This is a genomic window from Secundilactobacillus silagei JCM 19001 (assembly GCF_002217945.1).
Lineage (GTDB): Bacteria > Bacillota > Bacilli > Lactobacillales > Lactobacillaceae > Secundilactobacillus > Secundilactobacillus silagei.
The window spans coordinates 30,503-49,028 of the sequence record NZ_BCMG01000003.1 but is presented as its reverse complement, the minus strand read 5'-3'; the positions used below and the strand labels follow the sequence as shown (position 1 = coordinate 49,028).

The 18,526-nt window shown below is 45.6% G+C and carries 19 protein-coding genes and 1 other annotated feature; of the genes, 13 read left to right on the top strand and 6 right to left on the bottom strand.

Annotated elements, in window-relative coordinates:
* Positions 1–337: 337 nt before the first annotated feature.
* Entirely contained in the window at positions 338–1,153 is an 816-nt protein-coding gene (locus CES79_RS03435; RefSeq protein WP_054655716.1) for a 2-keto-4-pentenoate hydratase, read from the bottom strand.
* A gap of 371 nt (positions 1,154–1,524) precedes the next feature.
* Positions 1,525–1,769: a binding site (T-box leader), on the bottom strand.
* 246 nt (positions 1,770–2,015) lie between these two features.
* Between CES79_RS03435 and CES79_RS03430 the strand changes: the two genes are divergently transcribed.
* The 4 genes from CES79_RS03430 to CES79_RS03415 all read left to right on the top strand — a co-directional run bounded on the left by CES79_RS03430 (position 2,016) and on the right by CES79_RS03415 (position 6,815).
* The gene (locus CES79_RS03430) at positions 2,016–3,515 is read left to right on the top strand and encodes a C39 family peptidase (protein ID WP_204772901.1); all 1,500 of its coding nucleotides are present in this window, start codon (positions 2,016–2,018) and stop codon (positions 3,513–3,515) included.
* Positions 3,490–4,482, top strand: coding sequence for an N-acetylmuramoyl-L-alanine amidase (locus CES79_RS03425; protein WP_054655712.1), 993 nt, complete (start codon positions 3,490–3,492; stop codon positions 4,480–4,482). Before CES79_RS03430 ends, CES79_RS03425 begins: the two co-directional genes overlap by 26 nt.
* A gap of 307 nt (positions 4,483–4,789) precedes the next feature.
* The gene (gene arcD / locus CES79_RS03420) at positions 4,790–6,208 is read left to right on the top strand and encodes an arginine-ornithine antiporter (RefSeq protein WP_089136313.1); all 1,419 of its coding nucleotides are present in this window, start codon (positions 4,790–4,792) and stop codon (positions 6,206–6,208) included.
* A 145-nt stretch (positions 6,209–6,353) separates the two neighbouring features.
* Complete coding sequence (locus CES79_RS03415; protein ID WP_054655710.1) at positions 6,354–6,815, top strand: universal stress protein; 462 nt, start codon at positions 6,354–6,356, stop codon at positions 6,813–6,815.
* A gap of 187 nt (positions 6,816–7,002) precedes the next feature.
* Here CES79_RS03415 and CES79_RS03410 read toward each other — a convergent pair whose 3' ends face one another.
* Positions 7,003–7,851 (bottom strand): helix-turn-helix domain-containing protein, encoded by an 849-nt coding sequence (locus tag CES79_RS03410; protein ID WP_170173439.1) that lies wholly within the window; start codon positions 7,849–7,851, stop codon positions 7,003–7,005.
* A gap of 156 nt (positions 7,852–8,007) precedes the next feature.
* Between CES79_RS03410 and CES79_RS03405 the strand changes: the two genes are divergently transcribed.
* The 5 genes from CES79_RS03405 (at position 8,008) to CES79_RS03385 (ending at position 11,271) form a co-directional block, all read left to right on the top strand.
* Complete coding sequence (locus CES79_RS03405; protein WP_225362296.1) at positions 8,008–8,676, top strand: ArsR/SmtB family transcription factor; 669 nt, start codon at positions 8,008–8,010, stop codon at positions 8,674–8,676.
* A gap of 149 nt (positions 8,677–8,825) precedes the next feature.
* Complete coding sequence (gene trxA, locus CES79_RS03400; protein WP_089136311.1) at positions 8,826–9,140, top strand: thioredoxin; 315 nt, start codon at positions 8,826–8,828, stop codon at positions 9,138–9,140.
* A gap of 15 nt (positions 9,141–9,155) precedes the next feature.
* Positions 9,156–10,205 carry a dihydrolipoyl dehydrogenase family protein gene (locus CES79_RS03395; protein WP_054655708.1) on the top strand — a complete coding sequence of 350 codons (1,050 nt, stop codon included), beginning with the start codon at positions 9,156–9,158 and terminating at the stop codon, positions 10,203–10,205.
* Between the two features lie 34 nt (positions 10,206–10,239).
* On the top strand, positions 10,240–10,482 hold the full coding sequence (locus tag CES79_RS03390; RefSeq protein WP_133286323.1) for a hypothetical protein: 243 nt from the start codon (positions 10,240–10,242) through the stop codon (positions 10,480–10,482).
* A gap of 12 nt (positions 10,483–10,494) precedes the next feature.
* Positions 10,495–11,271 (top strand): SDR family NAD(P)-dependent oxidoreductase, encoded by a 777-nt coding sequence (locus CES79_RS03385; protein ID WP_054655704.1) that lies wholly within the window; start codon positions 10,495–10,497, stop codon positions 11,269–11,271.
* 102 nt (positions 11,272–11,373) lie between these two features.
* Here the strand turns inward: CES79_RS03385 and CES79_RS03380 are convergent, their stop codons facing one another.
* Positions 11,374–12,219 carry an SDR family NAD(P)-dependent oxidoreductase gene (locus tag CES79_RS03380; protein ID WP_054655702.1) on the bottom strand — a complete coding sequence of 282 codons (846 nt, stop codon included), beginning with the start codon at positions 12,217–12,219 and terminating at the stop codon, positions 11,374–11,376.
* A gap of 264 nt (positions 12,220–12,483) precedes the next feature.
* Here CES79_RS03380 and argC point away from each other — a divergent pair, with 264 nt between their 5' ends.
* From argC to argD, 4 genes are read left to right on the top strand one after another with little or no spacing between them, the layout of a single operon-like run.
* Positions 12,484–13,521, top strand: coding sequence for an N-acetyl-gamma-glutamyl-phosphate reductase (gene argC, locus CES79_RS03375; RefSeq protein WP_054655700.1), 1,038 nt, complete (start codon positions 12,484–12,486; stop codon positions 13,519–13,521).
* Positions 13,522–13,545: 24 nt separating this feature from the next.
* Complete coding sequence (argJ, locus tag CES79_RS03370) at positions 13,546–14,760, top strand: bifunctional glutamate N-acetyltransferase/amino-acid acetyltransferase ArgJ (protein ID WP_054655698.1); 1,215 nt, start codon at positions 13,546–13,548, stop codon at positions 14,758–14,760.
* A 31-nt stretch (positions 14,761–14,791) separates the two neighbouring features.
* Positions 14,792–15,538, top strand: a complete 747-nt coding sequence (argB, locus tag CES79_RS03365) for an acetylglutamate kinase (protein ID WP_089136310.1) — start codon at positions 14,792–14,794, stop codon at positions 15,536–15,538.
* Complete coding sequence (argD, locus tag CES79_RS03360) at positions 15,538–16,680, top strand: acetylornithine transaminase (protein ID WP_089136309.1); 1,143 nt, start codon at positions 15,538–15,540, stop codon at positions 16,678–16,680. Before argB ends, argD begins: the two co-directional genes overlap by 1 nt.
* Positions 16,681–16,749: 69 nt before the next feature.
* Here argD and CES79_RS03355 read toward each other — a convergent pair whose 3' ends face one another.
* The 3 genes from CES79_RS03355 to CES79_RS03345 all read right to left on the bottom strand — a co-directional run bounded on the left by CES79_RS03355 (position 16,750) and on the right by CES79_RS03345 (position 18,322).
* On the bottom strand, positions 16,750–17,181 hold the full coding sequence (locus CES79_RS03355; RefSeq protein ID WP_054655696.1) for a pyridoxamine 5'-phosphate oxidase family protein: 432 nt from the start codon (positions 17,179–17,181) through the stop codon (positions 16,750–16,752).
* 151 nt (positions 17,182–17,332) lie between these two features.
* Positions 17,333–17,758 (bottom strand): pyridoxamine 5'-phosphate oxidase family protein, encoded by a 426-nt coding sequence (locus CES79_RS03350; RefSeq protein ID WP_054655694.1) that lies wholly within the window; start codon positions 17,756–17,758, stop codon positions 17,333–17,335.
* Between the two features lie 84 nt (positions 17,759–17,842).
* Positions 17,843–18,322, bottom strand: a complete 480-nt coding sequence (locus tag CES79_RS03345; RefSeq protein ID WP_089136308.1) for a hypothetical protein — start codon at positions 18,320–18,322, stop codon at positions 17,843–17,845.
* Between the last annotated feature and the right edge of the window lie 204 nt (positions 18,323–18,526).

Below are 18,526 nucleotides of genomic sequence, written 5' to 3'. Positions count from 1 at the left end.
GTTTCTTGCTGGGTTCTCGTTTTTTTGACTTACATGGCCGGGGCATGCCGAGTGGCGCACGTTTAGGCTAGGTAAAATAAAGACGCTAACGTAATCAATTACACTGATACTTCTTTGGCTGAATCCGTGTTTTTTTGACTTATACGGCCGGGGCATGCCGAGTGGCGCACGTTTAGGCTAGATAAAATAAGGGCACTAACGTAGCCAAATAAGCTAACGTCTTTGAATCGATAAAACAAAAAATACGATGCCCCCAGCCAACAAATCAGCCAGAGCAGCATCGTATTTAAAATCGTAATGATTAAATTGCTATATTATAGTAGTCTTTTCTCAAATTTTACCGGTCGACATGGAGCAGTACAGCACCCATACCCTTGTCAAACGTGGCTTTCCAGTCGCCCTTAGTGAGTGATTCTGGGAGTAGGAAGGTACCGCTTGAAACGCGCTGACCAGCCTTTAATGGCATGCCTTGTGCATCGAGCTTTTTAACGAGCCATTGAAGTGAATTCAGTGGGTTGCCGAGAACTTCTGTCGCTTGACCATCTTTGAGCTTCTTGCCATCATGGAAGAGTTCGCAGGTGACTTTAGCGAGGTCGTCTGGCGTCTCGAAAAGTTTGTTGGCGTCGGTTTCTTCACCGTAGACGACGTAGCCACCAACGGCTGCATCGGCCATGACCATGTATTTGGAAAGGCTTGGGAACCAGTCGCTAAACCGTGAATCGGGAACTTCGACGGCTGGGGCAACCTTGGTTTTGTTGAAGAGGTCTTCTAGTGAATCACTAGCTGAAAGGTCTTCTTTAGCGGTAAACAGCATTTCAACTTCGGCCAGGGGATCCATGACATCCGTGGCAGCAACGTTGTGCGGTGATTTGACGAAATGACTCTTCACTTGAGCACCATACAGCGGGCTGTCGGAATCGAACATGTCTTGGGTTTGCTTACTGGTCAGTGAAACCTTGTAGCCACCAACGGCTTCGTTTTTATCTTCGGTGAGCTGACGTTGAACGCGGTAAGCGGCGTCTTCGCTATCGGCGTAACCTTTGTAGTCTGATTCTTTCAATGGCTTACGAGTTGTATATGCAGTAAATAGATCCTTTGCTAACTTAGCTTCTTTTTCTGATAATTCCTGTTTGCTTAATAATTGTTCACTCATGGGCGAGACCTCCAAAATTATGTTTGTTATGTTATAAATTATGGTGCTATGTGCTGAAACAATATGTGGTAATGCTATATGCTGACACGATATGTTGTGAAACTATGTGGGTAATCCATGAATCATATGTTGGTTCAATATGTGTTGAGAAATCAAATGTTACTTATGTGTGACCCGCCCGAGTTCGGTGGGTTCAATGAGAAATTGCACTTCATTCACGCTGAAAGAAACAGTAATATGTGTAATCTTAATCTGAATGTCGCTATCATTCGAGTCCGTAATGCCAACTTCCAATTGTCCTCACCACCTTTAATGTTGTATTTGTTAAATCCAGGGAACGAAAAAGCGTCCTTAACTGCAAACTGCTTGCAATTAAGGACGCTTTCACGTGGTACCACCTTAGTTTATAATCTCATTACTGAAATTACCTCTCACGTACAGCATAAATGCGATACGCTTGGCACGATAATGGGTGCACCCAATGTGTTCTAATACGGTCTAGCCGATTCGACACACAGCTCGGAGATGATCATCGCGTCCGCTCGTCATTGCCTTGCACCAGCCGGCAACTCTCTATATCCGAAACGGAGTTGATGTTTCTCGTCAACGCCTTTCATCTGAATTTAATGATTGGTATTAATCTACACCCAGTCTTGAGGGTTGTCAATATTAAAATGTGAAAAAGATTAAAACTAATTGCTGAAACACACGTGTCTCTAATGTTTGCCGATTTCATAAAAATTTTAGTTTTAAATCTGGTCAGGCCATTAATAAACACATATTGAACAGTATGGTATACTTTGTACACAATCAGAACATCACTATTAATAGACGAACTAACAATTAAAGCGGGGATAAAACTGTGAAATTTTCAAAATTTCTTTTTGGAACAACAATTGGCTTAGCAGCTGGTTTGCTGGCCCTTTATTACAAAGGTGATAAACGGGTGCAGGCGCCGGCTAAGAAGCCCAATACTAAGGTTTTCGACGATTTTTCCGCCGTTGACTTAAGTGAATTTACGGATCATTTGGCACTGGCAGCCGCGGACAAGACTGCGCTGGTACTAGATCAAAATGATGACGAATATGTAAGCGTCGGTAGTTTAACAACGCCAGTCTTTGCACTGTCGCCATTTAAAAACCTGGTAGCTTCTTGGAACGCCTTAACCCCAGATGGGACGGCCGTTCAAGTCGAAGCCCGGATCAATCAGGATGGCCGCTGGTCTGGCTGGCACAGCTGGGGCCGCTGGTCGACTAAGCGTCTGAGCGGCAGTGTTAAGCACGACCAGGCGGATGCGCTGGCTGGCATCGACACGGATACGTTAACGGTCAAAACGGGTGTGGGCACCAAAGCCCAGTTACGGGTTCACCTATATACCGAAAATGCCCAGCAGACACCGGTTCTAAAATTGGTAGCAGCCAGTGTTAAGCCGGTTCACCAAGATCTAATGGTGGATTCGCATGCTGTCACGGTTGATAAGGTTATCGCAACACCAGCGTACTCGCAGGAAATTCGCGACCCTAAGCTGGCATCGGGCATCTGCAGCCCAACTACCGTTTCTATGGCGATCAATCGTCAAAACGCCGATATTTTACCGGAAGAATTAGCCCTGCATAATCTCGACACGACCTATGATGGGTTTGGTAACTGGTCATTTAGTACCGCAGCTGCCGGCAGTATGGGCTATCGCGCTTACGTGGCCTACACTGATCTGGATGGTCTGCGACGGCAGATCCTGGCCGGTTATCCGGTGGGCGTCAGCGTGCAGTATACGAATGATCCTAACAACGGCAAGCTGCCTTACGTTGAAAATGCCACTGGTGATACGGTTGGTCATTTGATTCTGGTGACCGGCTTTACCACGTTGAATGGTGTTGATTACGTGGCGGTTAATGATTCCTATGCGGACAGTAATGAAGATGCTAAGCGGCTGTACCGGCTGGAACAATTCAGCGAAGCCTGGCATTCTAGAGTCGCGTATATGATCGGCGGTAACTATCAGGGGTACGACCGGCTGATGCAGCCTAATCGGGAGTCAGCTGATCTAGTGGCTAATGATGATCACACCGCCTTTACTTTGCAAAAAGACGGTGAAACGGTTTCGATTACCGCTGAGATGCTGAATCAGACCGAGCCATTTGACGAAAATGCTACGACCATCGCTTGTACCCTAGATGATGGCGGTCAGTTTGATACTACGGCCCAGCAGCACTTCGACTACGCAACGGTGGATGATGAGGGCCGGATCAAATTAGATCTAGCCGCGATCAAGCAGGCCCACCCCAAGGCAACCACACTGACCGTCTACGTTGCCAGAATGGTGGCATCAACTTTAGTTGGTACCATTTCTTTGGCCAATTAAAATGGGTGACTTTAAACCGGTAATGGTCGGTAATTACACCATTGCTGACCGACCTAGTGATGTTAGCATTCGTTACATCGTGATTCACGCCACCGAACTTAGCTATGCGGATACGATTGCGCGCTTTCAAAGCCCGCATCACGTGAGTGCTCATACGGTGATTCGGGGCGCGGATGGCCAGCAAACCGGTATGGTGACACCCGATAACGTTGCCTGGCACGCTGGTAATTGGGACATGAATTGCCGTTCGCTGGGGATTGAACAGGAAGCCTATGTGGATGATGCAGCGAGTTTTACGGGACCAATGATGGCTGCGTTAGTTGACCAGATATTAACGTGGTCGGTGCAGTATCACATTTCGTTAGATCGGGCACACATACTCGGACATGATAATGTGGCGGCACCCAGTCGAGAAGCCGCCAAACAAATGCACCGCGATCCCGGCTGGCAGTTTGACTGGGCCCAATTATTTCGGCAATTAGGGGTCTCTGCTGAACCATCAGCACCGGTAAATAGCGGTCAAGCGCTTAAGATAACCAGTCGATATGTGAACCTTTTTCAGCAACCAAGTGTGACTAGTGAGGTCATTGGTCAAACGACCGATTCGCTGTCATACCGGGCTAGTTATGGGCAGGAGTTTGTTTGCGTGGCCCAACACGGTGACTGGCTCGCCATTGATTTTAACGGCCAGCAAGCTTGGCTTAACCGCAAAGACGCAGTCGGGGTGCAGCGCCCAATTCTGACAGTTGACCAAGAACCGGTTAACTTATATGGATCGACGCAACCAGACGCAGCAGCCATTGGTGAACTACAATCAGGGGAGCAGTACGTGATTTCTGATACTTTGACCGGTCTAAAAGCCAGTGATACCACGGGTCATTTAAGTGCCGTTGAGACCAATGATGTTTTTCAGCAGATCTGGTACGGGCACCGAATTGGGTATGTGAAGATCAGTAAAAGTAATTAATTAGATTACAAAGTAACAGTGTTAAGCGCGATCAATAGCTGATCGTACTTAACGCTGTTTTTCTATGGAGCGGTATGCATAATTTATACAATTGAATTTTGCCTATAGTGGGCGAGAACGGTGATAAGTAAGCAAACTTACGGTTTTTAACGATTCTTATAAATATAAACTTTAAATAAAGAAGAAATTTCATATTTTCCCCATGTTTTGTTAACTTTACTCCGGTAAACTAGGACTATATAAAAAGGAATAACTGTATATTGAATGTATATGGTATACAGCTATTCCAAGAAATGAGGGAAGTCCTATGGCATCACAAGCTCACAAAATCAACGGTGTTTCACTTACTGCCATGGTTGTTACGACAGCGATTGGCTCCGGTATTTTTGCGTTGAGCAGTGATCTGGCTGCCGCTGCATCTCCTGGGGCTGCCATTATTTCCTGGCTGATCGTTGGGTTCGGGATTTTAATGTTAGCGGCTTGTTTAAATAATTTATTGACTAAACGCTCTGATTTAGAAGGTATTTTTGCGTATGGTAAAGCCGGTTTTGGTCCCTTTGTCGGCTTCATCAGTGGCTGGGGTTACTGGATGTCAGCTTGGTTAGGCAACGTGGCGTTTGCCACTGTCTTTATGAGTACGCTAGGATACTTTTTTCCAACGTTCCAGCGTGGCAATAGTCCGCAGTCGATTCTGGTGGCCAGTCTAATTGCCTGGTCGCTAACGTTGCTCGTTAATCGGGGCATGGAATCCGCCGCGTTAATGAATACGGTGATCACGGTCTGTAAACTCATTCCGATCTTTACCTTTATCATTGTGGCGATGGTACTGTTTAACGGGCATATTTTTACCGCTCAATTCTGGGGCAACATTACTGGATCGGTGACGGTTGGCGCAATTATGCCACAAATTCGGCGTAGTCTCATGATCATGATGTGGGTCTTCGTTGGGATCGAAGGCGCCACGGTGCTTTCGTCGAGAGCAAAATCGCGTCGAATTGCTGGCCGTTCAACTCTGATCGGGGTTAGTTGCCTATTGCTGATTTACGTACTGGCTTCGATTCTGCCATACGGTTATCTTTCCCGTGCTGAATTAGTGCAGATGAAACAGCCCGCCATGGTCTATATTTTCGAAGAAATGGTGGGTCAATGGGGCGGTAGCTTTATTAGCATCGGGCTTTTGATTTCCATTTTAGGCGCTTGGCTGTCCTGGACGATGCTGCCGGCTGAAACGTTAGGCATGATGGCGGAACAAGGCCTGCTGCCAAAACGGTTTGCGAAGAAGAACAAACATGGGGTGCCAACGTTAGCGTTAATGACCACGGCCTGCATGGTGCAAGGGTTTATGATCATCTTGATCTTTGCTGAAAAGGCCTACGAATTTGCGTATAGTCTGTGTACTGCATCGATCGTGGTATGTTACATGATCGTCGCGGCATATCAAATCAAATATTCGTGGCAGAACCGTGATACTAAGGGTAACTGGCTGCAAGTTTGGATCGGGGTTGCGGCGCTGACGTTCCAGTTAGTTGGTATCACGCTGTCCGGTCTGCAGTACGTCTTTATCTGTCTAATCGTTTATGTACCGGGAATCATCCTGTATGCGCTGACTTTGAAAAATAACACGGGACAGTATTTAAATCGGGCAGAGTGGTCGGCATCACTTCTAATTCTCAGCGGGGCGGTCATCACCGTAGCATTGATGTTGATGGGACGAATTGTGTTATAAACGATACTAATCCAACACTAGGTTTTAAACTATTAAATTAAAATAAATAGTTTGGCTAACCTAAATCATCCTTGTTTTCCAAGACATGAATGTTATAGTTAATTTAGAGAAAAGTCGTAACTGGTATCTAGATTAGGAGGATTTTATGTTAACTGAAGACGATTTTGATGCAGAAGAAATGAGTTATAATCGGTTATTATTAGCCGTGGATGATGACGATGATGAGTCGTCACGAAAGGCGTTCAACTATGCCTGCACGTTAGCCCGGACGTTTGATTTACCATTGGGGATCGTGTCGGTCATGGAAACTGGCGATATGAACATTTTCCAATCATTGTCACCAGATATCATCAAGTCACGTCGCGATGATATTTACCATGACTTGAACACGTATGTTAGCAAAGCCAGAGCATTCGGTGTCAAAGAAGTGAAGCCATTGATCGGTGAAGGCAAGCCAGAACGGGTTATTTTGGAAGAAATCATCCCAGACTTCAAGCCGGATCTAGTTTTGCTGGGCTCACACAGACGCCGTGGTAATTTAAGAATTGGTCACGTTGCTAGTGAAATTATGCGTGAGTCTAAGGTGTCAGTGATTATTGTGAAGTAAAGAGTGTGAAACAAGGCGGTTAGGGACCGGAGTGTAAGGGGAACGCATAAATCCCGAACTTGGATTTGTGGTACGTTGCCCTTACGCACAGGTCCCTGCCTTGTTGAACACGTTTCGGCAATATAAACAACTCATACGAACAAAAGAAGAGCCGCAATCCATCATTTAGGATTGCGGCTCTTTACGTTTATTTCAATGGTGTATTTTCGATGCGGTCTAACAACTTTTGATTATGATTCATCCGGGCAAAGGCCTTCGCGTCATTGATCAAATCAGTGACGGCAGCGGCATTTTTTCCTTCGGCAATTGCGTTTTGCGCCCGGCGGTAACAGATACGGGCGGCGTAGTAGGTGACGTGGTTATTGGCACAGATTTCATAACCGTACTGCAGGAGTGAGTCACTGGTTTTATAGTCTTGAACGTGAGCGAAGTACTCCGCGGTATAAAAGACCATGTTCAATGCCCGCCAGATGGCTTTATTATCGGTCAATGGTAGGGTGTGTAAATTATCAAAGACTTTTTGGAAGAAAAATTCACTCTTCTGATTTTCATCGTTATGCCCATAAGCAATCCCACTGCCGGTATAAGCCAGCTGAGTAAAAATCGTGCTGTGGGTATCGTCGAGGTCGTTAAGAATCAAATTAAAGTAATACAGGGTATCAGCAATTGGCTTTTCCATTAACGCTGACAAGTAGCCCTTTACGAAGTAGTACTGCATTTGGCCATGAACTGAAAGGTTATCAAAAACGACCTGATTGAGATCATTATTGGCGCTATCATATTCGCTGGTGATCAGTTTGAATTCGGCATGGTCCAGTAGTCGGTTAGCTGCGGATTGAGCCGGTGGATTCACTGGAAAAACATCATCAAGGGTCAAATTTAAACGGGCACAAAGCTGCGTCAAAATGCGGATCGCAGGTGCCTTGCCGGAATTTTCAAATTTACTTAGCGTCGCTTGCGTACAGATACCATCACAGAGTTCTGCTTGCGATAGACCCATCGCTTTACGGGCTTTGATAAAGCGTTCAATGTTCATAAGTAATCATCCCGTATCTAGTATTTGAATATATTATACCAGATATTTTTTGTTGCAGTAATAAATCAGCGACTTAGGTTGGCTATCAAGTTAATTGACTAATAGCTTAAAAGAGAATAAACTATTCAATAAAATAATTGAATGGAGGCTAACCAATTGGATAATGAAATTGCACAGCGCTATCGCAATGATCTCTTTTCCGAGTTAGCAAAGGTGGGCAAAAGTCTTTCTAGTGACCGCCGCTTGGAAGTTTTGGATCTATTGACGCAGTCTGAAAAATCAGTTGAAACCATTGCTAAGGAATTAGGCATGAGTGTTGCTAATACGTCAAGACACCTCCAAGTTTTACGGGAGGGAAATCTAGTTAAGCGCGAAAAAATGGGGAATACCGTGGTTTATTCGTTAGCGAGCGACAGCGTTAAAAAATTAGTTTATCTCCTCGAATCAGTTGGCCAAGAACAGTTGGCGAACATGACGCAGATTCAAAACGACTATGATCAGGAAGTAAACGTTCCACAACTTTCATTGGCTAACGCGGTAGCGCTGTACGAGAATTCGAAAACTAAGGTGACTATTTTAGATGTTCGACCTCAAAGCGAGTTTGATGCGGGACACGTTGAGGATGCCATCAATATTCCAATTGAATTACTGGATACGATGGTGCAATCAAAGTTACCTGACGACACGATCATTGTTTATTGCCGGGGACGGTTGTGTGCCTACGCCAACATGGCAACTAAAACGCTAAATGAAAAGGGTTATCAAGCCTACAGCCTAAACGCAAGTTATCATGACTGGCTAGAGTATATAAAACAAACTGCATAGCGATTAAAGATAAGGGCGACGGAAATTTCCGTCGCCCTTTTTTGGTATCTGAAACAAATTAATTGCGTCTTGATATTTTTCGTGATAGTATTCAACTGTTCAATTGATTAGTTAAACAATTTAAATCAAAAAAAAGGAGCATCTAAAAGATGATTAAACACGTCACTGACGCAAATTTTAAAAAGGCAACAGATCACGGTGTTACGCTGGTTGATTTTTGGGCGACGTGGTGTTCGCCATGTCTGATGCAGGCGCCCATCTTGGAGCAATTAGACCAAGAAATGGGTGACCAAGTTAATTTCACAAAACTGGACGTGGATAAAAATCAAGTGACTGCCACTGAATTTGAAGTGATGTCTATTCCGACATTGATCATCAAAAAAGATGGCAAGGTCGTGGAACGCCTAATTGGGCTACGGCCTAAAGCGCTGCTCAAGCAAAAGTTGCAGCAATATCTCAAGTAAAGGAGGCGTCAACGCGTGAAAAATTATGACAATATTATTATCGGCAGCGGTCCGGCGGCGTATAAGTTTACGGCGCACGCTACTGGTAGCACATTAGTGATCGAAGGGTCGACCTTTGGTGGTATTTGCCCGAATTACGGCTGTGAACCGAAGATCTTTTTGGATGGTTCAGCCCGGGCAGTGTTACTTTCTCGAAAATTAATTGGTAAAGGAATTCAGCAGCCAGCTACTATCGATTGGCCAACGTTGATGGCGCGTAAGTTAGCTGTTTTTGGTCAGTATCCGCGAAACAGCGTTAAGCTCTTTCAATCTAAGGGTGCAGATGTTCTGCAAGGCACTGCGAAATTTGTTGAACCGCATGTCCTTGACGTGAACGGCACGCAATACTATGGTCGTTCGATTATCATCGCGACTGGCCAACAGCCGCATAAGCTACCAATCAAGGGTAGTGAGTACACCTTGAGCAGTAACGATGTTTTTGTGATGCAAGAGTTACCAGAACGTATCACGATGATTGGCGGCGGTTTTGTCAGCATGGAACTGGCCAGCATTTTAACCGCGGCCGGTGTTCAAGTTGATGTACTGGAAGCGGCCAAGCGACCATTGGGAGCCTTTAACCCCGCTCACGTTGAGCAAATTGTACGGGAAATGTCGGCACAAGGTGTCCAATTTCACTTCAATGAACGGGTAGCGGCGGTTAACAAGATGCCAACTGGCTTTGAGGTTGTGACTGAAAATGGTCTTAGGGTTCCAGCCAATCAGGTGGTCGATGCCAGCGGACGGGTGCCAAATGTTGAGCGACTGGACTTGCAAAAAGTGGGGATCACTTACTCGTCACATGGAATTTCAGTCAACGGTCATTTAGAAACCAATGTGCCCGGTGTTTACGCGGCGGGAGATGTGATTGATAAACGGGTACCCAAGCTGACGTCCACCGCTCAGTTTGAGGGTGAGTATCTTGGCCGGTATTTAGCAAGTCGGACCCAAGCCGAAATTATTTATCCAACTATCGCTCAAGCAGCGTTCACCTTTTCCACAAATTGCGCAGGCGGGTCTGAGCATTGAAGAAGCAGAGAAACGGCACTACCAGTTGATCAACTTGAAATTAGCTGATGCTGACTTTGCCTATTTAGGTGTGAATGATGATGGCGCGGCATTGACTCTAGCAGTTGATGGGCACAATAAAGTGGTTGGTATCTCGGAAGTGAGTCAATCAGCTGCGGATGATGTGGATCATTTTCTACCATTGATTGGATTGAATATCGATCCGCAAGTCTGGAATCAAAAGTTATTATCAGTGTTCCCGGCACTGGCTTATAAAATTCGGGATATCTTTGATTAATGGGGGCAAATAATGGATTTAGGATTAAAGGATAAAGTTGCAATTATTACGGGTGGTGGTACCGGTATCGGCCGGAAGACTGCTGAATTATTACTTAACGAAGGTGCCAAGGTAGTCATTAATGGCCGCCGTGCAGACGTTTTGAAATCCACGTTGAAAGCTATTGATCCAAGTGGCGAACACAGTGCATACGTAGCTGGGGACATTGCTGATCCCGCAACTTCCAAGCAGTTGGTTGCTAAAACAGTTGATCAGTTTGGTGGTGTTGATGTTTTGATCAATAACACTGGTAAGTTTGGTCCTAAGCCATTTATGGACTATACACCCGATGAGATTCAATCGTACTTGGATGTGATCGTTAAGGGAACCTTATACCCAGTCCAGGCGGTTGCACCAGAAATGAAGAAGCGTGGTAAGGGGGCCATCGTTAACACTGGTTCAATGTGGGCATTGGCGGCAGTTGAACCAACACCTTCGACGGCCTATTCAGCAGCCATGGCCGGCCGTCATGCCTTGACCAAGAATCTAGCAGTGGAACTCGCGTCCGACCAGATTCGAGTCAATGCGGTGGCACCAGCCGTAGTTGAAACCCCAATCTACAATACATTCTTACCTGACAAGGAAGTTCCTAAGGTATTGAACGGGTTCAACGAATTTCATCCACTAGGCCGTAACGGTCAGCCAAAGGATGTTGCCCAAGCTATTATTTATCTGGCAAGTGAAGCAGCTTCCTGGATAACCGGAGTAGTATTACCAGTAGATGGCGGTGCCACGGCGCGGTTAAGATAAAATAATTAACATACTAGTCTTCATATATTGATCTTCAAAATGCCCTCGAGTGCAGCACGCTCGAGGGCATTTTTGTGAAATCTGGTAAATGTAAAATTATGTTTATTGATCATTCCCAGTTGATTCGGTCAGCTCCTTAAACTTAGCATCCGAATCATGTAGCATCTTTTCGTGCATTTCCGCACCCTGTTCCGCGTCTTTACCGATCAACAAGTGAACTGGGGCTTCAGTCATGTTACTTAAGGTGTAAATAGCATCGGCGACTTTAGCGGGTTCGCTGACGTAACGGTTGTCTGACTCAGGATCGTCCCAGCCATCATGAACCATGGAGATCATTGCGCCAACCGTATCTTGATAGACACTGTCGACATCCGCCTCCATTGATTTGCCACCCCAATCGGTGCGCATGCCACCGGGTTCCACCGTGGTCACTTTAACGTTAAATGGCGCCACTTCTTGGGCCACCACTTCAGTTAAGCCGTTAACCGCGAACTTGGCACTTTGATAAGCTGCTAAACCAGCACTACCGGCACGGCCACCGATTGAACTAATGTTGATAATGTGACCATTTTGGCGCTTCCGCATACTTGGCAAAATGGCTTTGATCGTATAAAGCGTGCCGTAAAAGTCGGTATCCATCTGGCGTTTGAAGTCGTCTAAAGGTACGTCTTCAAGGGCTGCCATGTTAGCGAACCCGGCGTTGTTGACCAGCACGTCAATGTTACCAAAGTGATCAGTGGCAGTCTTAACCGTTTTAGCTACGGCATCTGCGTCAGTAACATCCAGTGCTAATGGAAATAACTGGTCACCATATTGTGCAACTAAATCCTTCAACGCATCGGTGTGCCGCGCCGTTGCGACCACTTGATCGCCAGCCTGTAAAGCTCGAGTTGCAATGGCGTGACCTAACCCGCGAGAACTACCTGTAATAAACCATGTTTTTGTCATATTGTTGCCTCCTAAATTAAATGGTGACTGCAGTATAGTGGGTTCGAGTCGGACGAAGTCAACACTTAGAATACATTTTTTAAAATTAATTTTAAAGCGTCTAAATATTCAAAGAAAAATGTATATTAGCATTTAAAATGCAGATAATATACATAAAAAAGCTATTTTTTGATAAATTCACTAAAAAATATTGCATTTTTTAAATTAGGCGACTATAGTAAGACGCATACGAAACAACAATTAAAATTTTGTGAGGTGAAACCAATGGACGTTGCGATAGTAGGCGTTACCGGCTACAGTGGCACCGTATTATATACGTTGCTCGCTAAGCATCCGGCAATCGACCAAATTAATTTATATGGACATAAAGATGAAGGAAAAGATGGTGAGGTCCGCTATCTCGATGAACTGATCCCTGGTTTTCACGGCGAACACATTAAAATTCAGCCATTTGATCCGCAGCAGATCATGGCGGATAACGAAGCGGTCTTCTTTGCAACTTCCGCTGGTGTCAGCAGTCAGTTAGCTGGCCCGTTTATCGATGCTGATTTTCCGGTGATCGATCTCTCCGGTGATTATCGATTGCCAGATCCAGCTGAGTATGAAAAGTGGTATCACAAGCCGGCAGCACCAGCTGATCATTTACAAAAAGCCACCTATAGTTTGGCGGATTTTTATCAGTCAGGGACCAACTACATTGCTAACCCGGGCTGTTACGCCACGGCAACGTTGCTGGGGTTAGCCCCCATGGTTCAAGGCGACTTGATCGATCCTGATACGATCGTGGTTGATGCCAAGTCCGGTACCTCCGGCGCGGGGAAGAAGCTGACAGACATCACGCACTTCACTGAAGCCAGTGATAACCTGCAGCTTTACGGGTTAAATACCCATAAGCATATTCCAGAAATCGTCGCCCAGCTTAAAAAGTGGAATCCGGCGGTCAACGCGATTCAATTCAGCACCACGTTGTTACCACTCACCACTGGTTTGATGGCCAGCATTTACGCCAAAGTTAAACCAGGTGTTGATCAAGCCAAATTGATGGCCGCTTTTAATCAAGATTATAGTCAGGCTAATTTCGTTCACGTTTTAGATGGCACCACGCCAGATCTAAAGGAAGTCGTTGGCACCAATAACTGCGACATCGGCGTTGTGTACAATCCCGTCACCCAAACCGTGATGGTGATCAGTGTGATCGATAATTTGATGAAGGGGGCTGCCGGACAAGCGGTTCAAAACTTTAATCATCTGTTTAATTTGACCGAAACAACAGGTTTACCAACTTTGCCAGCCTTTGTATAACACAGTTATAGATAAGAAAGAAGCATGCATATGATAAAAACTAATGAAGTGACATTAACGAATTTTCAGTGGCCCATGGGTTATTACAACGATGGAATCGAAATGGGTCTGGGTAAAAGCGACAAATTAGATTTTGGTTACTTGGTTTCCGAGGTACCAGCAAGTGCAGCCGGTACATATACCACTAACAAATTTCAGGCCGCACCAACCAAGCTGACCAAGAACACGATCAACCAAGATCACAAACTACAGGCGGTAGTCATGAACAGTGCTTGTGCGAATTCATGTACCGGTAAGCAGGGTGAGCAAAACGCCCTGACGGAACAGCAGCTGTTGAGCGAGAAGTTGGGCATCGATACTAACTTAGTCGGTGTTGCCTCAACTGGATTGATTGGCGCACAGCTACCAATGGATAAAGTCACCGCGGGAATTAAGCAATTAAGCCCCCACCACGACGATAACGTGACTAAAGCAGTAATGACCACTGACAAGCATCCTAAACAAGCCTGCGTGCAAATCACAATGGGCGGTAAAAAGGTTACAATTACCGGATTTGCTAAAGGTTCTGGGATGATTCACCCGAAGATGGCCACTATGTTAGGATTTGTCACCACCGATGCGGGGATCGATGGCGAGCTGTTGCAGCAGACTTTAAGTGAAAACGTGGATACGACCTTTAACCAGATTACCGTTGACGGTGATACGTCCACGAATGACATGGTGGTGGTCATGGCAAACGGTAAGGCTGGCGCACCGCAATTAACCAGCACGGATGATGCCGATTATCCCACCTTCAAAAATGGTCTGCATCTAGTTCTTGAAGAACTGGCCAAACAAATCGCAGCCGATGGGGAGGGAGCCACAAAGCTAGTTGAATGCAACGTGGCTGGCGCTTTCAACGATTTGGAAGGTCAAGAAGTTGCTAAAGCCATCGTGGGGTCGAACTTAGTCAAAGCTGCCATCTTTGGTCAGGATCCGAACTGGGGCCGGATCATTTCAACGATTGGTATGACAAAGGCTCACGTGGATGTTGACCACGTGGATATTGAAGTCAACGGGATTCAAATGGTCAAGGATAGTTTAGGATTACCATTTGACGAGAAGCAGGCAAGTGATAGTATGGGGGCAAATAAAGTTACCATTGATGTTAATTTGCACGTTGGTCCGGCCACCGGGCAAGCTTGGGGCTGCGACCTGACTTACAACTACGTCAAAATTAATGCCAGTTACCATACTTAGACTGAACTGAGACCACAAAGGGAGCGCATAAATCGTGAATCTAATCATTGTAAAAATCGGCGGCAACGCCATTTCAAAATTAAACAGCGAGTTTTTCGAGCAGCTGCGGCAATGGCGTCAAGCCGGTAAAAAAGTGCTATTGATTCACGGTGGCGGGCCTCAAATTTCGAAGCTTTCCGCTCAGCTGGCTATTCCCACGCATAAGAAGAATGGCATTCGGATAACGGATGCGCGGACCTTAGCGCTCACTAAAATGGTGTTACTGGGCAATACCCAACCGGCATTACTGATGCGGCTGGCACATGAAGGCTTAGCCGCAATTGGCTTAAACGCGTCAGACCAGCAGTTATTAACGGGAACTTATGTCGACCAGGACACTTACGGGGCCGTTGGCAGTATTACCGGTGTAAACGAGCTGGCACTGTCTAAGATCTTAAATGGTCAAATTGGGGTTCTGGCACCACTGGCGCTGACGCCCACCGGCGATTGGCTGAACGTCAATGCTGATACGGCGGCAGCGGACATCGCGCGGGTACTGAAAGCCAGCCAACTGTATTTGCTGACGGATGTCCCGGGGGTTTTAAAGGATGGCAAAGTGATCTCAGCCATGATCCCGCAAGACATTCCCCATTTAATAGAAGAAAAAGTGATTACAGATGGGATGCAGCCGAAGCTTTCGGCCGCCGCTAAAGCGGTTCACGCCGGTGTGCACGCGGTATGTATTACCGATCAATTAACCCATCCAGGAACAACTTTAAAAACGGAGGCTAATGATTAATGAGTATGACACACGTATTTCCAACTTATGACCGGTTTGATTTTGAACCGATTTCTGGTAACGGGGTCATTGTGACTGATGATCACGGCCGGGACTACTTAGATTTCACTTCTGGCATTGGGGTCTGCAACTTTGGCTATCAAAACGTCAAAATTCAAAACGCCGTGAATGTGCAATTAACCAAGATGTGGCACATTTCTAACCTGTATCAAAACCACCTGCAAGAAGCCGTTGCCGAACTATTAGTTGGTGATGAAGATAAACTCGTTTTCTTCGCTAATTCCGGTACTGAAGCAAATGAAGCCGCACTGAAATTAGCTCGTAAAGCCACGGGTAAATCCAAGATCTTGTCGTTTAACCATTCCTTTCATGGCCGGACCTATGGCTCAATGTCGATGACTGGTAACGACCATATTAAGGAAGGTTTTGCACCATTCGTCCCCGACATTAGTTTTGTGGATTACAACGATGCAGCCTCGCTGGACGCCATTACGGATGATCTGGCAGCGGTGATCCTGGAAGTGATTCAGGGTGAAGGCGGCGTGATCGTTGGTGATCAAGACTGGCTGCATGCGGTGCAGGATAAGTGCAAGGCAACCCATACCTTATTCATCATTGATGAAGTGCAGAGTGGTATTGGCCGGACCGGTTACAAATTTGCCTATCAAGGTGTTGGCCTGGATCCAGACATTGTCACGTCAGCCAAGGCACTGGCCAATGGCTTGCCAGTTGGTGCCATGATTGGTAAGGCTAACTTGGGCCCAGCCTTTGGTCCCGGTTCTCACGGGTCCACTTTCGCTGGGAACCCCTTGACGATGGCATCCGCACAAGCGGTTTTGACGCAGTTAACACCCGCTTTTCTGGAGGGTGTCCGGGACAAGTCGGCAGCCGTTTGGGATGAACTGGATCACTTTGACGATTTAAAGGTGGTTAAGTCCGTCTCTGGCCGTGGCCTGATGATCGGTATTCACCTAGTGGATGACGTTGCGGTCAACGATGTGGTGAAAGCCTTGCATCAAAAGGGGCTGTTGACACTTTCCGCGATGGGCAACACGTTGCGGCTGTTGCCACCATTGATCATGAGCAAGTCGGATCTATTGAGCGGCCTGCATACGATCTATCAAACACTGGAAGAAAATTAAATTAAAAAATAAGCCTGTTTTTCAGCTAAAATGCTGGAAAAACAGGCTTATTTTGGTTGTAGCAGTTACTTAAAACGTCATCTTGCCGCCGTCTTTACCAAAGACGTCAGCTTCTTTAAAGGTCACCGCGTAGATGTCCATGTTGTCACGGGCCTTTTGGTCGAACATCTTGAAGCTAGGGTACTTCTTATCCATGGCTTCAAAGGTTTCGTCACGGTGGCTGTTATCCACCTTGGTATCAGCGCCAATCACCCGAACCGTACTGGAATCGGCTGCTGAAAGCGGCGTCGTCGTAAATGACAGGTGTTCGTTGGCTGCCAGTTCTTTGACTTTGTTGGTATCTTTGGATGTTGCAAAGTAAACCGTATTTTCAGATTGCTTTGGGAAATACAGGAAGTTCACGGTTCGGACACTTGGAATGTGACCCTCAACGCGTTCAGTCGCAATGGCCAGGTTAGTGGCGTTTTCAAGTACACTCGTATAAGTTTCTTTGGTTGCCATATGAATAGTCCTCCTAGAAGTTTGATAAGTCTATTATAGCGCTTTCAAATAATTTCTTGTTATTAAAAGTAACCCAAATCACCGATTAATGATGTATGACAAAAAGACGCCTTCCCAGATTAAAAGGGAAGACGTATTCTTTCTACTTAAATTAATTAAATGAAACTGTCCCAGACTCCTGACCCATAACAGCAGCTTCTTTAAAGGTAACGGCATAGTTGTTCATGCCATCACGTGCCTTTTGGTCAAATGATGAAGCGTCACCGTATTTCTTAGCCATGGCGTCAAGAACTTTATCCTTACTGTCGTTGGCCAGCTTAGCTTCACCGTCAGTTACACGGACGATACCGGCTTTTGCTGGAATGGTCGTAAACGCAACGCTGCCGTTAGCAGCTAATTCCTTAACTTTATTGGCATCTTTAGATGTAGCAAAATAAATGGTATTTTCGGATTCATTAGGGAAATACAAGAAGTTGACGATTCGCACATTAGGTGTTTTACCATCCACTGATTTGGTGGCGACAGCGATATTAGTCGCGTTCTCTAAAACGTTGGTTAAAGTATCTTTAGCACTCATATAAGTTACCTCCTAAAAGTTTGACACTTCCATTATAGTGCTTTCAGTCGGCTGCAGTTTGCCAAATGACTTGTAATTAAAAGATTAATGCTGATGCAGCCGGGTTTGCCGGTTGAACACTAACGTAATCAGGATCGCAATGGCATTGAAAATTGCTAGCGACAGCAAAATTAGCATCATCTTTGTCTGAGTAATAATGGCTGCAATCCCCGCGATAAAAAGGAAGCTGATGTATAAAGCGTTAAATGTCAGGTACCAGGGCCGGTATGTAGTGAGTAAGTGAGCCCGAGCCATTGGGAAAATGCCTAAAATCCATCTCGTTTGATCGACTTCCTGGTGAATGGCACCATACTGATGTTTCTTAGCGCGACCGTTTAGCCAAAGGGTGACACACATGCCAATAAAACTGATGATACTGCAAAGACCAACGACGAAAAAATTAATAAATTCTGGTAAACGGGAACCGGCATACAACGCGATATCACTGGGCACTTCTAAAAGTGTAAAGATGGTCAGCCACATCCGGTATGGTTTAATAATGATGTCTGATACTGGTCGTTTCAATGTAATTCCTCCAAAAATGTATCGTGCTTATTCCTATGTTTAATTATACTATACTTTTTGAAGCGCCAACTAGTGGCAGTGAAGACGCGGTAACATTTAAAATAATTTGTTCACAATAGTCATTGATAATTGCGCTTGACACATCCAAATAATTTCGCTACACTGTGTTTGGAATCATATTATACGACATATAATATTATAGGA

What these genes read in the sequence shown, in the direction of transcription:
- CES79_RS03435 (WP_054655716.1), bottom strand. Translation starts at nt 1,153, where the DNA reads ATGAGTGAACAATTATTAAGCAAACAGGAATTATCAGAAAAAGAAGCT.
- arcD (WP_089136313.1), top strand. Translation starts at nt 4,790, where the DNA reads ATGGCATCACAAGCTCACAAAATCAACGGTGTTTCACTTACTGCCATG.
- CES79_RS03415 (WP_054655710.1), top strand. Translation starts at nt 6,354, where the DNA reads ATGTTAACTGAAGACGATTTTGATGCAGAAGAAATGAGTTATAATCGG.
- CES79_RS03410 (WP_170173439.1), bottom strand. Translation starts at nt 7,851, where the DNA reads ATGAACATTGAACGCTTTATCAAAGCCCGTAAAGCGATGGGTCTATCG.
- trxA (WP_089136311.1), top strand. Translation starts at nt 8,826, where the DNA reads ATGATTAAACACGTCACTGACGCAAATTTTAAAAAGGCAACAGATCAC.
- CES79_RS03385 (WP_054655704.1), top strand. Translation starts at nt 10,495, where the DNA reads ATGGATTTAGGATTAAAGGATAAAGTTGCAATTATTACGGGTGGTGGT.
- CES79_RS03380 (WP_054655702.1), bottom strand. Translation starts at nt 12,219, where the DNA reads ATGACAAAAACATGGTTTATTACAGGTAGTTCTCGCGGGTTAGGTCAC.
- argC (WP_054655700.1), top strand. Translation starts at nt 12,484, where the DNA reads ATGGACGTTGCGATAGTAGGCGTTACCGGCTACAGTGGCACCGTATTA.
- argJ (WP_054655698.1), top strand. Translation starts at nt 13,546, where the DNA reads ATGCATATGATAAAAACTAATGAAGTGACATTAACGAATTTTCAGTGG.
- argD (WP_089136309.1), top strand. Translation starts at nt 15,538, where the DNA reads ATGAGTATGACACACGTATTTCCAACTTATGACCGGTTTGATTTTGAA.
- CES79_RS03355 (WP_054655696.1), bottom strand. Translation starts at nt 17,181, where the DNA reads ATGGCAACCAAAGAAACTTATACGAGTGTACTTGAAAACGCCACTAAC.
- CES79_RS03350 (WP_054655694.1), bottom strand. Translation starts at nt 17,758, where the DNA reads ATGAGTGCTAAAGATACTTTAACCAACGTTTTAGAGAACGCGACTAAT.